Genomic DNA, 16,694 nt, shown 5'->3' on the forward strand with positions numbered 1-16,694 from the left:
GTCTTTTTTAAAATGATAACAATCAGAAATAACTAAACCAGGTCAAATCTGTCTAAATTCATGACTTTAGTCCATACTGCGATAAAATCATTTACAAATTTTTCATGTGCATCAGTGCTGGCATATACTTCTGCTACAGCTCTTAATTCTGAATTAGATCCAAAAACAAGATCTGCACGTGTTGCCATCCATTTAGGTTGTCCGGTGCTTCTGTCATTTCCTGCATACAATTCTTTATCATTAGAAACTGCCTGCCATTGTGTATTCATATCCAATAAATTGATAAAAAAGTCATTGGTTAGCTGACCCGGACGATGGGTGAAAACACCATTTTTTGAACCGTCAGTATTGATATCAAGCACACGCAAACCTCCTAAAAGTACTGTAAGTTCAGGCGCTGTAAGTGTCAATAAATTAGCTTTATCTATAAGCAGTTCTTCTGTTGTAACTGTAGATTTTGTTTTTCTGTAGTTTCTAAAACCATCAGCATTAGGTTCCAGATATCCAAATGATTCAACATCTGTTTCTTCTGCAGATGCATCCATACGACCCGGAGTAAAAGGTACTGCAACAGTATATCCAGCTTCTCTGGCAGCTTTTTCAACTCCTGCAGCGCCTGCGAGAACGATAAGATCGGCTAGTGAAACTTTTTTTCCATCATTTTGTGAGTCATTGAATTCTTTTTGAATGACTTCCAGATTGTTTAAAATCTGTCCAAGTTTTGCAGGATTATTTACCTCCCAGTTCTTTTGTGGTGCCAGTCTGATGCGTGCGCCGTTTGCACCTCCGCGTTTGTCTGAACCTCTAAATGTAGAAGCAGAAGCCCATGCTGTAGAAACTAACTGAGCTGTACTTAAACCAGAATTTACCAGTTTTTCTTTAAGCTGTTTTATATCACTTTCATCAATTAATTTATGGTTTAGTTCCGGAATAGGATCTTGCCATAATAATACTTCCTGAGGAACATCTGATCCAAGATAACGGGCACGTGGTCCCATATCACGATGTGTTAATTTAAACCATGCTCGGGAAAACGCATCAGCAAATTGATCAGGATTTTCTAAAAAGCGACGTGATATTTTTTCATACTCCGGATCTAGTCTTAATGACAAATCGGTAGTAAGCATCGTTGGAAGGTGTTTTTTTGAGCTATCAAAAGCATCCGGAATAATAGCTTCTGCATTTTTTGCAACCCATTGGTGTGCACCGGCTGGACTTTTAGATAGTTCCCAATCAAATGCAAATAAGTTTTCGAAGAAATTATTACTCCATTGTGTAGGTGTTTTAGTCCAGGTAACTTCTAGTCCGCTTGTTATGGCATCGGCACCTTTTCCTGAACCAAAACTATTTTTCCAGCCAAAACCCTGTAGTTCTAGATCTCCTGCTTCAGGTTCTTTGCCTACATGATCAGAAGAAGAAGCTCCATGAGTTTTACCAAAGGTATGTCCGCCTGCGATTAAGGCAACTGTTTCTTCATCATTCATTGCCATTCGGCCAAATGTATCGCGTATATCTTTTGCTGCCAAAATAGGGTCAGGATTTCCATCAGGACCTTCTGGATTTACATATATAAGTCCCATTTGAACAGCGGCAAGCGGTTTTTCTAAATTTCTGCTGTGAACATTTCCGTCGGCATCATCATCAGATGAAACCACTCCGTGATCTTTTGGTACACCATCAGAACCATTGTTATAACGTTCGTCTCCTCCTAGCCAGGTCGTTTCAGAACCCCAGTAAACTGATTCATCCGGTTCCCAGACATCTGCTCTTCCTCCTGCAAATCCAAATGTTTTAAATCCCATTGATTCCAGCGCAATATTTCCTGTCAGTATCATCAAATCTGCCCACGAAATTTTTTGCCCGTATTTTTGTTTTATAGGCCAGAGAAGTCTTCTCGCTTTATCAAGGCTCACATTATCAGGCCAGCTGTTTAATGGTGCGAAACGCTGCTGCCCTGCTCCTGCACCACCTCGTCCGTCATGTACACGATAAGTTCCGGCACTATGCCACGCCATACGAATAAAAAGACCACCGTAATGACCAAAATCAGCAGGCCACCAATCCTGCGAATCTGTCATGAGTTCGTGAAGATCTTTTTTTACCGCTTCAAGATCAAGGCTTTTAAAAGCTTCGGCATAATCAAAGTCCTTATTTAGAGGATTTGATAAAGATGAATTCTGTCTAAGAATACTTACCTTTAACTGTTTTGGCCACCAGTCATTGTTTTTTGTACCTGATGCAGCCTGTTTGTCAATACTGCCATTGTGAAAAGGACACTTACTAATGTCGTTTGATTGATTCTCCATAGTTCAAGTTTTATTTTTTACTAAATTACTAAGTCTGTAAAGAGAAAATTCCGAGTGTTTATCATTTCTAATTCTCCTCTGATAGATAAAATTTATTGAATGAGGTTTTTGAATTAATTTTATCACTATAAAATCAAATCAATAAACTATTGTAGGTTTGATTAAAGCTACAATCAATATTAAAGTTAATGTTTTTTACAAAAACTTTAAACAAAATTTTGTGCTTCCTTGTTTTAATCAGGTTTGATCGATGCTTGTTTTTAAGGTCAAAATACCTGAAATCCCTTTTTTATGGAGTATTCGAGAAGCCTTTAGCACATCCTAAAACCTTATTTTTTTCAGATGCAAGTCTTGAACTTCCTTAAGATTTCATTAAAATATATTTTTTTCAGAAACTGGAGACAATCACATTAACATAAAATGAATCTGTATATCAGATCATTAAAAATTCTTTAGAGTTAAGCTATACTGATCTGTAACAAAAAAGCCAGTTTTTCAGATTGTATAAACAGCTCTATTTACTTATTTTTGATTATTTTAATTAAGTCTAAATAAGTAAAAATGAAATTTTATGTACCCGCTATGCTGCTTCTTTTAGCAGTAAATTCTCTATCCGCACAGCAGAAAAAATCAAATAACAATAATTCAGAACAGGAAACAGCTCAGGATACCATTAAAGGAAAATCAAAATCTGATAATGAACTGCAGGAAGTAGTAATCTCTGCAACCAGACAGCCGGAAAGTCTTGATCAGGTTCCCTCCTCAGTAACTCTTATTTCTAAAAAACAGCTTCAGCAGCAATTGAGCATAAGTACCAATCTTAGTGATATTTTGGGAGCTTCTGTGCCAGGACTGGGCTTTAGTACTAACAGAACCTCAAATCTGGGACAAACCCTCAGAGGACGTCGGGTTCTGGTTATGATCGATGGTATTCCGCAGTCTACTCCCTTAAGAGATGGTGCTAAAGATATTCGTTCGCTCGACCCTGCGGCACTGGACCGCGTGGAAGTCATCAAAGGAGCGACTGCTATTTATGGTAACGGTGCTGACGGCGGTTTAATTAACTACATCACAAAAAAGGCAGATCAGAACAAAGCCTTTAGCGGAACTACCGAAGCAGGAAGCGCTTTTTCATTAATAAAACCAAAGGAAACAGCCGGATTCTTTATATCACAGCTCTTTAGCGGTAAAACAGGTAAATTCGATTATGTCGCCAGCGGCCGTTATGAAGAAACAGGACTTTACCGTGATGCAAAAGGACGCGTACTTTCGCCGGAATATGGTATGAATGATTTGAGAAACTGGAATGCATTTGCAAAACTTGGTTATGACTTTAATTCCGATAATCGTCTGGAGGTCATGTACAATTATTACAAAAGTACTCAGGTAACTGATTACATTGCACAGGCTGGTGTTTATGGAAACTTTGACAGGCCAACCATCGGTATCAAAGGTCAGAGACCAGGAGAACCTGAAGGAACGCCCTACAATCACAATGCAAGTTTGACCTATACCGGAAAAAATATTATAGGACATACCGATCTGAGTGCTATTTTATATTTTCAGGATTATTTGACAGTAATTAATTATAGTGACTTTTTCGAAAACAATGGTCAGCCGGCAACACAAAGTAAAAAGCTTGGATTTCGTCTTAATATGAACAGCCCTTATGAAGTGAGCAGTCTTATTAATGGAAATGTGACTTATGGTCTTGACATACTTTCTGACATAACAGATACACATCTAACAGACGGCAGACTGGTTATTCCGGAAATGAAAATGTCTAACCTTGCCCCTTATTTTCAGATCAAGAATATGTTTGGACCTGATTTGGTATTAAAGACCGGTTTAAGATTAGAGAATGTTCATATCTCTGTACCTGATTACACTACAATTGCAATCCGTAATTATGTGACCAGCACCTATGTTGGAGGCGGTATCGCAGTTAATGGCGGAGATTTAAATTTTAATACGCTGATGTTTAATGCAGGGCTTCGTTATACAAAATGGAATGCTTTTAAGCCTTTTGCCAGTTTTTCACAAAGTTTCAGTGTTGCTGATTTAGGCCTTGTTTTGCGAGCAGCTAAAGAAAACACAGTTAGCAATACCTCAATTAAAGCAGTAGTAGCAAATAATTACGAAGTGGGATTCTCCGGGGCCGTTTCTGATTTATCCTATGAAGGTGCCGTTTTTTACAGTACCTCTAAACTGGGTGCTTCTTATGTATATGTAGACGGTAATCCGCAGATTTCGCGCTCGCCTGAGAAAATATATGGTTTTGAATTTGGAGCCAAATACAGATTACACCCTAAATTTGATCTTGGAGCAAACTACTCCTATACCGAAGGTAAAAGAGAAACAGCCACAGGTAAAGTATATCTTGGAGGAGACCGCATTAATCCGCCTAAATTAACAGCTTTTGCAGTCTACAGACCAATCGAAAACTGGTCGATCTTTACCCAGATGGTTAGTACCTCGGGCAGGGACAGGTTTGAACCGGTAAAGGGTGCATACACTTATGGCACAGGCCCTATTAAATCATTTACTGCTTTTAACCTCTCAACAAGTTATATTTTCAGGGAAAAAACGACCCTTCGCCTGGGAGTAGAAAATCTATTTAACAAAGACTACTACTCTGTAATTTCACAATGGCAGGTTAACAACATGAGTTATGTAAAAGAAAACGGAACTCGTATGACAGTGAGTCTTGCGCATTCATTCTAAAAATTATTACCTTGTTTTTTTATTTTTTTGAAAAAAGGCTGCCCGAAAGGACAGCCTTTTTTCATACTTAAATATCAAAAGATATTATGTGAAGAATCGACTACCTTCATTACTTCTATCTGTGGCTCATTTTCCAAATCGCTTTCGTCCCGTTGTTTTTGGAAAGACAGAAAAGAAGGGGTTTGAAGCAATTGCTTTTGTATTTCCTCGTTTTGATAATGTGAAAGATGAACAAATGTTTTTCCATCGCCACACAAATAGGAAACATAGTTAAATTCTTCTGTATTCATTTTTTTAAAATCGGCCATAAACAAGTGTATGTTTTCCTGATTTTTCTGAACGAAATCGGGTTGTACTGTGTAAGTAACTTTTACGATAATCATGATTTATTATTTTTGTACTGAATAAACAACTCGTTAATCAAATTATTACAATTCACTCACTTCCATTACGAAGTGCTGTCCGCGGGCTGAAAATTCCTGTTTCCACAATTTCCTGTCGGTTTTGCCAATATAATAGGTCACTGTATTTGTTGCGCTTCCTCCTATCTCGTCAGCCACAGTAACTGCCCATACTTCCAGCTTGCCTTTTTTAGTTTTGCAGGTATCTGATTTTACACTTTTAACTGATGCTGTAAATAATCCTGTTTTTTGAGGATTATAATCAAAAATAGCAATCTCTTTTGTATAGCCTTCTTTAAGTGGCAGTAACCTTAGTAAATAAGGATAAAAACTGCTGTCAAAACAAGGATCAGTTAGTGTTTCGCTAATGTTCTCTTTTTCTTTTCCTTTAGCAGTGTGGTAACCGGTTACCGTCTTGCCATATTTTAAAACAATATCCCTTTGCATATTAAAAGATGAATGATACACCGGAGCAAGTGATGGCATGGCAACAATGGTTGAATCTACCCATTTTACTTTTGCATTCTTAATTTCCACATCAGTAATGATAGTGAGATCCTTTTTTGTTGGATTGACTGTCGTAATAATTTTGGCAATTTCGAATTTTGCAGTGTCTTTCATCGCATACCAGTTCATAGCATACTTTTCACTTTTAATCCATTTTGTTTCGATAGTCTTATCTCCCGGCAGGAGTTTAGTTTGTGCAGTCATACTGCATGCTATAAAGGCAAGTGTAAGGGTAAATATTCTTTTCATAATTTTTTTCCTTATCTGACGCAAAAATATAATTTTGTTACAAAGGCTTTAATCCTAACATCCTGCATTCTATAAAGTTGAATAGTTCAAAATATAATTAAAAGGCTCAATACACGAAATTCTATTTCAAAAAATTATAATAAATGACTGTGAGAAACCTAAATTTTCTTCTTTTTCTATTCAAAAAATACCAAAAAAAAATTATTCTCCATTTTTAATCCTTTTTTGCGGTATTAATAAACTGACAATCAATTTGTTTTTTTTTATTACCCTTAAAAAGAATACGCTACAATTGCATTTTTTGTATAAAATTTAACAAAAACACCGAAACATTTACAATTCAGCATTTTACACATATATTAATAGGTTTTTTTTGAACAAAATTTAAATTTATTTATAATTTTGCGCCTCGATTATTTTGATAATTAAACAATTACAAAAATGACTAAATTTAGTACAACAGGTCTGATTGAAGGCCTATTGCTTACCTCAATTTATACCTACCCGGGCGAAAATAAAGAAGACTATGTTCTTAATATTATAACCGGAAATGGAGAAATGAAAAGCTTTCCTCTTGATAGTGCTGAAAATTCATTTTTCTCCATTTATGATCAAAACCTCAATTTAATTTACAAAGGAGAATCTGAAATTAATAAGTTAGAAATTTCAAAAACAATTAGTTTAGAAAATCATCCTGCCGGAATTTATTCCTTAGAAATAACTGAAAGCGGAAAAACTGCTGCTTACCAAATTAGAGTTGTTTCTAAAAAAATCAAAGCACCAGAATTAAATGAGTCTCTCTATTAAAATCCTTCGCATATAATACCTTTTTTGCCCCAAGCAAATAGATAAACAGCCTAACAAGCTGTTTTTTTTATTAGTCTAAAATATTCAATAAAAGTGAGGCTGTTTCACAAATTGTGAAACAGCCTCTTATATTTTGCAAAGAACACTCCTAATTCAACTTCTAATATAAATAATTCAGAGCTGTAACATCGTTAGCATTGAAAGCTCCGGTTTCATTTGAACCGAAACATGCTCTCATGTAAGAAGTTGCATCATATCCTGAAGGTGTTCCCGGTATTTGGATTGCTCCAACACCAGCTGTTCCTTCGTTTGAATTTTGCCCACAACTTTGACGGCTAAACCAGTCTGTATGGCGTAAACCAATACAGTGGCCTATTTCGTGTGCAGATACATGCGCATTTACACCTGTAGAATAAGTATCTAATCCAGAATATAAAGTAACTGAATTATAAGGTGCTCCTCCTGAAGGGAAACCTGCTACTCCGCCAGCAGATCCCGTTTGTCTCCGGACAACGATATCTGCACCTGCAGTACTGGAACTAAAAGTTAGCGTAAAGTTAATAGACAATCCTAAATTATTGTATCTATTTATTGCCGCTTGTAATCCAGCACGCATGTTTGTACTTAGAGCTGTTGTACCAGTTCCTGATAGTCCAACAACTTTAATAGTTTTTGGAGCAGCTACTAAATTAGTTGTACGGTATTGTTCTGTAGTAATACCTCCATGAAGATCCATTTTGTTTAATTGATCTGCCGTAATAACGATACATCCTTCAATCAGGTATGCATCTTCAGTAGTACCATCTAATTTAGTATTCTTAATTACCTGAACATCGGTGTTATTTAGTGAAAGTGCACTAATTTTTTTTAACACATCTTCTGTCACTTTAAGTGATCCATTATTGGATTGAGATTGAGATTGGGTTGCTTCCTCTTCTTTGTTACAGGAAAACAACGTTAGCGCCATAATTGATAAGGCTAAAATTGACTTAATTTTTTTCATAATAGGTTTTTTTGGTAGTGAAAAATAAGTTGATAAAATAGGGGCTCTTCACAAAATATTAACAATATTTGTCTCCAAATTTATACAAATTTTAATATTAAAATACTTATAAGATGAAATTTTAACATTTTTAACAGTCTTTTTTTATGCTTTTTTTAATACTGATTATCTGATTATTACGGGAAGCCCAGTAAAATCAATAACTAAATATAAATCAACTCATTAGACATAATTATCCTCCTATATTATTTTATTTTTAACAAGTGTTTAAAAATAATTTTGCCATTTTAGATGACATTTAAAACACCAAAAAGGATAATAAAAAGAGAATAATACCTCTACAGAATTAGAAGAACCTGAATGAAATAAAAGATCATAAAATTTTTACAAATATTTTGATAACTTTGACTTGCCCAAAACAGATAAATATTTCAAATAGAAATCATTAAACAAAAATTTCATCTTTGTATTATTTAAATTAAAAAATCATAAGCAACTGCAATAGTCAATTTTGCGTCATCGATAAGAATGCTTATAATTGTACTAAAACCTACAATAAATGAAGAAACAAATTACTTTTTTCCTTCTTATGATAACGACAATCAGTTTCTCTCAAGGGTCTGAAAAATGGAATCAATACTTAAAAAAAGAAAACGAAAGAAAATTTGATAAATACTACCTAACCACTTTAGAAAATGCACATCACAATAAATACAAGGTTGTAAAGAAACTCGACAGTACTTTTTGTATTGTAGAAAATAAAAGTCTAAGGTCTAATCTGACTTTAAAAAAGACTGTTCCGGTTAATAATTTATGGAAATTACCGCCAAACTTTTCAAATCATAGCCAAGACAAGCAATATATAATAGCAACCGATACTCTCAAAGCATTACTTGCGGACTTGAAATCAATTAATATTTCTGATATTAAAATACTGAACAACCATCTTATAGCTATAAAAAGTGACTCCAAAAAAATTATTGATGAGGTTATAACTTTGAGCAGTGTATCTTCTGTTTCCCAGGAATCACTCCAACCAAAAAGTGAATCTAAAATAATAGATCAGAATTTCAGTATCAACTCCATAAATAAAGTATATGCTAATTTTCCGCTTTTAGCAGGCGAAAATCAAGTTGTATCGATCAAAGATGATTTTTTTGATGTAAATGATATTGATTTGTTAAACAAACACATTCCTTCTGTAACAGAATCAGCCATTGTATCGAGTCATGCAACGGCTATGGCCACTATAGTTTCCGGATTAGGAAATAGTTCTGCATTAGGAAAAGGTGTCGCACAAAAAGCGAAGATACAATCGTCAGACTTTTCGAATATTTATCCTGATGAAATTGTAACATTACAGGGCGTTACCACTCAAAATCATTCTTATGGTACAGTGATTGAGAATTTTTATGGTTCGCTTGCCAATGCTTATGACTCGCAATTGTACTCAAACACTGATCTCACTCATTGTTTTTCTTCTGGTAACAGTGGACTTCAGGGCTATAAATCGATCACTGGTAATTTCAAACAATCCAAAAATAGTATCGTGGTGGGTTGTATCGACCAAAACGAAATAATTATGCCGTTTTCTTCAAAAGGTCCGGCGTATGACGGCCGGATAAAACCAGAGTTAGTAGCCTTTAGTACACAAGGAACTTCAAATTCTACGGCATTAACTACAGGAATTATTACGCTTATGAAACAGCATTATAAAGCCATATACAATAGCTCATTGACGAATATCCAGACAAAAGCAATTTTAATTAATAGCGCAAAAGATTTAGGTAATCCGGGTCCGGATTTTACCTATGGTTATGGCAATATAGATGCAGATAAAAGTTTAAAAACGATTACCGAAAATAGAATTATATCCGGTAATTTGACATCTGGTCAGATAAATTCACATATTATTACGCTTCCGGCAAATGCAAAAAACTTAAAAATTACATTGGTATGGAACGACTTACCCGCTGCAATCAACAGCAATATAAGTTTGATAAACGATTTAGACATGCAGGTTATTTCGGCTGACAATACCTCTTTTTTACCATGGATTCTTAATCCTGATACTCCTCAGCAGTCAGCAGTCAGGGGAAAAGATAAAATTAATACTGTAGAACAAATAACGGTTGAAAATCCAGTATCGGGATCTTATACCATAAATGTTACAGGTTCTTACATCTCAAATGCAACTCAGCAATACAGCATTGCTTACGAATATGAATTGGAAAATCGATTTGAATGGAATTATCCCATGAATAATGATAATTTTCCTTATGATGGTAAAACCATTTCTCCTTTCAAATGGAGTTCGTCGTTTTCAGGCAGCTCCGGGCAATTGTCTATTAGTTACAATAATGGGCTGACCTGGGAAATTATTGCAAACAGCATTAACCTCAATAATGAACAATTTACTTATACACCAACAGAAAAAAAATTCTCAAAAGCAAAATTAAAAATGACCATTGGCAATACTGATTATATCTCTGACCCTTTTACGATTTCTTACGATCTAAATATCAGTACCAGCTTAGTTTGCGATGGCACAACAGAAATTAATTGGTACCAGCCTGCTGATGTTGCTTTATTTAATATTTATGAACTAACAGGAGATTCTTTAAAATTTAAAGAACAAATCTCAAAAGCTAATTATACTTATACAGATGGAAAAATTTACACTGTTATTCCTGTATTTGACAATAACGAAGGCATCAAAAGTGAATCGACATTACAGTATCCTCAAAACTCAAATTGCTATTTTGAGCTGACTTTGGCAGAAGTTTATGACGACAACAAAGTAAAAGTTGATGCCAGCCTTTTTAGCCTGTACAATATCAAAAGAATTGAGTTAGTAAAAATAATTAATAACACTGAAGATGTTATTAGTACCATAAATGACATCAATTCAAAAACAGTCTCTTTTTTAGATGTTGCTCCCATAAAAGGCAGCAATAAGTATAAAATAAACATCATTTTAGAAAACAATAACATAATAAGTTCTCTGATTCTGGATACCAATTATTTAGGCAATGATTTATTTTATGTCTACCCTACACTATTAAGCAAAAATGAAGAATTAAATATTCAAACCCAAAAAGAGGAAAATGCTATTTTCTATTTGTACAATATTAGTGGACAAAACACAATGACTTCGCCGTTAGTTTCAAAAATCAATAATATCAATCTCAAAAATACGGCCTCAGGAATTTATATCTATAAAATAATTACAACCTCAGGCGAGACGCAAACAGGAAAAATTGCAGTTTTTTAAGTCATTCTCCTCATAAATTTATTTTTTTTCAAAATAAAGATATTTAGTACTATTGCTCACATCACGAAGTCTTATTTGCGAATTATTAAATTCAAACAACTTCCAGTTACCGTTCAATTTACCCAGTAATTCTGTATTGAAATTTATTTTTAATTGTTTAACTCCGTATTGTACGGTCGTTTCCCATTGACCTGTTTCAGAAACTGCTCCTTTGGTTGCGACAACTGATTGGTCACTTTTAAAAACAAATGAATAGCCGCTGTATGTTGCTGTTTTTTCTGAATTATCAAAAAAATAAGGTATTCCCCAGGCGCCTTTTGTTAGTGTTTCTACAAAATCAAGAGTTACAATGTTGTTTTCCGGACAGTAATCAATAGCATATTTTATAGCATTCTCGAACTCTAAATTACTTGCAATAGATTTAGTCTGATTATTGTAGTCTCTAATGGCAATTGGATATTTTAAAGAAATATATTGATTGCTGTTCAGGTTTTTTATGAAATTAAAAAATGCAAGATCGCTTACTATAGAGGCAGAACCTGCAATTTGACTAGCACTGTCGTAAATATTAATTGTAATAGGATAATTGATATTCAGTCCGTTAATTTTTGATAACAAATCAGGGTGAAGATTCCAATAATCGATTAAAACGTTAAAATCAGTTTCATTCTGAATATTTTTTTCGATATAATTATAATAGACCATCGTTACAGGAAAGTCTATTTTTACTATATCATCATCGTATGTATTTGCATTAATATTATCTGTTACTTTTTGGTAATCGGCAGCAGTATTAACAGCAATTTTTTCATTATTAACAGTAACAGTATAAGGAAATTTTATAGTACAGTAACTAGACCTGTCGATTACATTGTCCTGCACTGTTGAAACCATGGCAACCCTTTGTAAATAAGTAGTAAGAGGAGAAACATTTGTTACTGTTGTTTGTGGATTATCATCTTGTTCCTGTAATTCACTTTGACAAGACATTAAGAACAGTAAAGCTACTAGTGATAAATATTTTTTAAAAGATGGCATATTTATATTTTTACAAATGTAATAATTTTTAAGAAACTGTCTTTTAATAAATTCGGTGTCAGGGGTTTCGTTTTTGTTATATAAATCCCTAATTATCACACGAAAATAACATTTCCTGCATCTGTAAAACAATCAGCTTTGCTTTTACCCTACTTAAACTAAAAACAAATACTTTTGCACCATACCAATTGAAAATTGAAATGCCAACTAAAAACCAATCAAACACTTGCGACGAGATGATCTTTTCGTCTTTCTTTAAAAGTCATATAAAAGCACTTCGGAATTTTCTTTTTTACAAATTTGGCAATGTAGACCAGGCAGAAGATGTAGCTCAGGAAGCATTTGTAAAACTATGGCAAAACTGCGCTTCGGTACCATTGGAAAAAGCAAAGTCTTATGTTTATACAATTGCAAACAATAAAAGTCTCAACGAAGTTGCGCATCAGAAAGTTGTTTTGAGATATGAAAAAAACTTCACAGGTTTAGATAAAACAAATGAAAGTCCCGAATATATTCTGGAAGAAAAACAATTTCAGTCCAAACTATTAAAAGCCATTGAAAACTTAAACGAAAAACAGCGTATTGCTTTTTTAATGCATAGGGTTGACGGGAAGAAATACAGCGAGATCGCCACAGAACTGAATATCAGTGTAAAAGCGGTAGAAAAACGCATTCATTTAGCTTTATTAAGCTTACGTAAAGAAATTGATTTATAAAAGTAGGGTAATTATAGTTCTAATTGTTTTAATAATATAGTACAGTACAATGAAAAAAAATCGCTTATTAGCAAAATGGCTTAACAATGATTTATCTCAGGATGAATTAGCTGAATTTGAAGCAAGTCCCGATTTTGAAAAATACCAAAAGATAAAAGATTATACCAATCATCTGGAAGTAGGTGATTTGGATGAAAATGCTATACTGTCTAACATTTTGAATCAGAAAAAAGTCGCTCCAAAAGTAGTTCCGTTATACAAAAAATGGATGTTTAGAGCAGCTGCAATCTTAGTGTTAGCTTTTGGAATTACGTTTGCCATGAAGTTTTTTGTACCTCAAACACAAACAGCAGATTTTGGAGAACGAACTACTTTTTCATTGCCTGATAATTCTGAAGTGGTTCTAAATTCCGGTTCTCAAATAAGTTATAAAAAATGGAATTGGGACAACAACAGAAACCTTGAATTAAAAGGTGAAGCATATTTCAGGGTAGCCAAAGGCAGACGATTTGTAGTACAGACCAAACTGGGAAAAGTATCCGTTTTAGGAACTCAATTTAATGTTAAGGCCCGAAAAAACAGATTTGATGTAGTATGTTATGAAGGTCGTGTAAAAGTAAATTATGCCAACACCCAGATTTTATTAACGCACGGACAGAGCGTTACTTTTGAAAACGGAAAACAATTCAGCGCCATTGTAGATTCGCCAAAACCGGAATGGATCGACAATCAAATATCTTTTTACAAAGAAAATATTAAAAGCCTGTTAGATGAAGTTCAAAGACAATACAATATTACCATAGAGCTGAATGCGAAAGATACAACCTCATTGTTTACAGGGAAATTACCAACTAAAGATCTAGATGTGGCATTACAAATTATTAGTACAACTTACCATTTAGAGGCTAAAAAAGTCTCAAAAAATAAAATAATTTTTGACGAAAAATAAATGCTGCTCCCCAAATCATTTCATTTTTTGTTTATCTCATTTTTCCTTGTCCTGAACCTTTCTGCTCAGGACAAAGGAAAACTTATGCCATTAAAGAAAATCATAAATGATATTGAACAGCAGCATCTGATTAGTTTCAATTACACCGAAGACAACATCTCTAACCTGCAATTAAATCCTCCAAAAAAATCACTTTCCCTGGACCAAAAGCTACAATATCTGGCTAAAAAAACCAATTTGTCTTTTGAAAACATAGAAAACAAATTCATCAATATTTATAAAAAAGAGAATGAAATTCAGAAAATTTGCGGTTACATTTCCTCCGGTATAGATAGAAAACCTGTTGAAAATGCCAATATTAATTTACTCAACAAAACTCATGTTACATCTGATTCAAACGGTTATTTTGAGTTTAAAAAAGAAGATGCCACTACTTTTTCGATCAGTCATGTTGGTTTTCTCACCAAAAGAATTGTATTGGGAAATCAGGATTCTAAAAACTGTCTCCAAATTGTATTAGAACCTGAAATTACAGAGCTGCATGAAATTAAAGCGAGTGCGATTTTGGCATCAGGAATTTCAAAAAACACAGATGGATCATTTGAAATTAAACCTAAAAAATTCAGTATTCTGCCCGGACTTATCGAACCTGACGCTTTACAGACTATGCAGCAAATTCCGGGTGTAAACAGTCTTGACGAAAGTGTCGCAAGCATTAATGTGCGCGGTGGTACACACGATCAAAATTTATTTTTATGGAATGGGATACGAATGTTTCAAACCGGACATTTTTTCGGTTTGATATCTGTTTTTAATCCCAATTTGGCACACACTATTTCTATTTATAAAAACGGAAGCTCGGCATTTTACGGAGAAAGTGTTTCCAGTGTAGTCGCTATTTCTTCTACTGCCGAAACAACAGAAAAAAATACTGTCAGTGCGGGAATAAACATGATCAATGCCGATATTTATGCAAAATATAATCTTTCTAAAAAAAGTTATATTGAAATTTCAGCACGTAAATCAATTACTGATTTTCTGGAAACACCTACATACAAGGAATATTTCAATAAAGTATTTCAAAACACTACAATCACTGATTTTTCAGACAAACAAAATGTCAATTATCGCAGTGATAAAAAATTTGGCTTCCATGACGCTACACTAAAATATGCACAGAAAATAGGCGAAAAAGACCAGATTATTTTGGATTTAATTACGATTAAAGACAATCTGGAGGTTTTTAAAAGTGCCGCTTCATACAATATAAACAAATCTCAAAACAACATTTTACGACAACAAAACTATGGTGGAAATTTGTCCTGGAAGAGAAACTGGAACAACTTCAATACCACTAAAATTAATGTTTATAACTCTTCGTACGAACTTTTTGCCAACCAGAAAACTACAGATGAAGATCAAATTGTAATTCAGGAAAATAAGGTAAGTAATAACGGAATTAACTTAGAAAACAACCATATCATTAATTCCAGGTTTAGTTTTAATGATGGCTATCAATTCAATGAAATTGGCATTACCAATTTAGAGCAGGTTGCTAATCCTGATTTTTATCGTAAAGAAAAAGACGTACTGAGAACCCATGCTCTAATTTTTGAAGGGAAATACAACGATACACTATCGCGAATCTATTTTAAGATAGGAACACGCATTAATTATATCGAAAAATTCAGAAAGAGCATTGTAGAGCCCCGAATTCAATTTGGTTATGGTATCAATAAAAATCTAAACTTAGAATTGCTGGGCGAACTAAAAAGCCAAAATTCGCAACAGATTATTGATTTGCAAAAAGATTATTTTGGTATTGAAAAAAGACGTTGGATTGTTTCAAATAATACCACAATACCCATTCAGAAAAGCAAACAAATCTCTCTTAATTTATTCTATCAAAAAAATGACTGGTTGCTGGATATAGAAAACTTTTATAAAAAAGTGTCCGGAATTACAACATCCAGTCAGGGATTTCAGAACCAGTTAGAGTTTGTTAAAATGACCGGTGATTATGAAGTTTTTGGAACAGAAATGCTGATTCAGAAAAAGATGAATCACTTTCTGACCTGGCTCAGTTATACCTATAACCATAATGATTATCATTTTTCTAATTATCAATACCCAAGCTTTCCTAACAACTTTGAGTTAATGCATACCGTATCATGGGCAGGAATTTATGAGAGAAACAATTTCAAGATTGCGCTGGGTACAAAATGGTCTTCGGGCAGGCCAAAAACGTCTCCTGATTTCTCTCAAATCAATCTTTCAGATCCTGTATTGGTTTACAATAAACCAAACAATACCAATTTACATGTTTTTTCGCAGGTTAACATTTCTTCTACTTATAAATGGGAAACTACAAAAGGAATTCAATACAAAATAGGTCTGTCGATATTAAATATTCTGAACAGAAAAAATGAAATCAGCGAATATTACAGAGTTAGTTCACTAACAAACTCTATAGAAGAAATTGAGACTTTCGCACTGCAAAGAACTCCAAACATGAGTTTTAGAGTTTCATTCTAATACTATTTCTAAAAAATCTCCGTCCTTCTTACATTTTTTTTATAAAAAGATCAATTCTTTGGTAGGGTAATCCTTTTCAAGGCTGTTTTACTATTGAACCTTATCAAAAAAATAGAAAAATGGCCCCATTAAAACGCTTGATAATTTACCATCAAGGCTATTTTTTTAATGACAGTTCGTAACGA

General features: G+C 33.9%; 11 protein-coding genes. 6 read left to right on the top strand and 5 right to left on the bottom strand.

The features are described 5' to 3' along the window. Positions 1-32 precede the first annotated feature (32 nt). On the bottom strand, positions 33-2,306 hold the full coding sequence (gene katG, locus A4F88_RS02985) for a catalase/peroxidase HPI (protein ID WP_068841035.1): 2,274 nt from the start codon (positions 2,304-2,306) through the stop codon (positions 33-35). Between the two features lie 561 nt (positions 2,307-2,867). On the opposite strand from katG, the gene A4F88_RS02990 reads away from it, so the two are divergent. After that, the gene (locus tag A4F88_RS02990; RefSeq protein ID WP_068841036.1) at positions 2,868-5,030 is read left to right on the top strand and encodes a TonB-dependent receptor; all 2,163 of its coding nucleotides are present in this window, start codon (positions 2,868-2,870) and stop codon (positions 5,028-5,030) included. Positions 5,031-5,104: 74 nt separating this feature from the next. On the opposite strand, the gene A4F88_RS02995 is transcribed toward A4F88_RS02990, so the two are convergent. Next, positions 5,105-5,413: a hypothetical protein gene (locus A4F88_RS02995; protein WP_068841037.1), complete on the bottom strand. Its 309-nt coding sequence runs from the start codon at positions 5,411-5,413 to the stop codon at positions 5,105-5,107. A gap of 45 nt (positions 5,414-5,458) precedes the next feature. Further along, entirely contained in the window at positions 5,459-6,187 is a 729-nt protein-coding gene (locus tag A4F88_RS03000; RefSeq protein WP_068841038.1) for a DUF3108 domain-containing protein, read from the bottom strand. A gap of 441 nt (positions 6,188-6,628) precedes the next feature. On the opposite strand from A4F88_RS03000, the gene A4F88_RS03005 reads away from it, so the two are divergent. Next, on the top strand, positions 6,629-6,994 hold the full coding sequence (locus tag A4F88_RS03005) for a secretion protein (protein WP_068841039.1): 366 nt from the start codon (positions 6,629-6,631) through the stop codon (positions 6,992-6,994). Positions 6,995-7,154: 160 nt separating this feature from the next. Here the strand turns inward: A4F88_RS03005 and A4F88_RS03010 are convergent, their stop codons facing one another. After that, the gene (locus A4F88_RS03010) at positions 7,155-7,997 is read right to left on the bottom strand and encodes a M57 family metalloprotease (protein ID WP_068841040.1); all 843 of its coding nucleotides are present in this window, start codon (positions 7,995-7,997) and stop codon (positions 7,155-7,157) included. Between the two features lie 559 nt (positions 7,998-8,556). On the opposite strand from A4F88_RS03010, the gene A4F88_RS03015 reads away from it, so the two are divergent. Further along, on the top strand, positions 8,557-11,271 hold the full coding sequence (locus tag A4F88_RS03015; RefSeq protein WP_068841041.1) for a S8 family serine peptidase: 2,715 nt from the start codon (positions 8,557-8,559) through the stop codon (positions 11,269-11,271). Positions 11,272-11,289: 18 nt separating this feature from the next. Here the strand turns inward: A4F88_RS03015 and A4F88_RS03020 are convergent, their stop codons facing one another. Further along, positions 11,290-12,309 (bottom strand): hypothetical protein, encoded by a 1,020-nt coding sequence (locus A4F88_RS03020; protein WP_068841042.1) that lies wholly within the window; start codon positions 12,307-12,309, stop codon positions 11,290-11,292. 200 nt (positions 12,310-12,509) lie between these two features. On the opposite strand from A4F88_RS03020, the gene A4F88_RS03025 reads away from it, so the two are divergent. The 3 genes from A4F88_RS03025 to A4F88_RS03035 are packed head-to-tail and all read left to right on the top strand — an operon-like array spanning position 12,510 to position 16,509. Further along, a complete protein-coding gene (locus tag A4F88_RS03025; protein ID WP_068841043.1) occupies positions 12,510-13,025 on the top strand; it encodes an RNA polymerase sigma factor in 516 nt (171 codons plus the stop codon). A gap of 49 nt (positions 13,026-13,074) precedes the next feature. Then, on the top strand, positions 13,075-13,974 hold the full coding sequence (locus tag A4F88_RS03030; RefSeq protein ID WP_068841044.1) for a FecR family protein: 900 nt from the start codon (positions 13,075-13,077) through the stop codon (positions 13,972-13,974). Between the two features lie 27 nt (positions 13,975-14,001). Continuing rightward, positions 14,002-16,509 carry a TonB-dependent receptor gene (locus tag A4F88_RS03035; RefSeq protein WP_245179010.1) on the top strand — a complete coding sequence of 836 codons (2,508 nt, stop codon included), beginning with the start codon at positions 14,002-14,004 and terminating at the stop codon, positions 16,507-16,509. The last annotated feature ends 185 nt before the right edge of the window (positions 16,510-16,694 follow it).

It is taken from the genome of Flavobacterium chilense, from assembly GCF_001602525.1.
Classification (GTDB): Bacteria; Bacteroidota; Bacteroidia; order Flavobacteriales; family Flavobacteriaceae; genus Flavobacterium; species Flavobacterium chilense.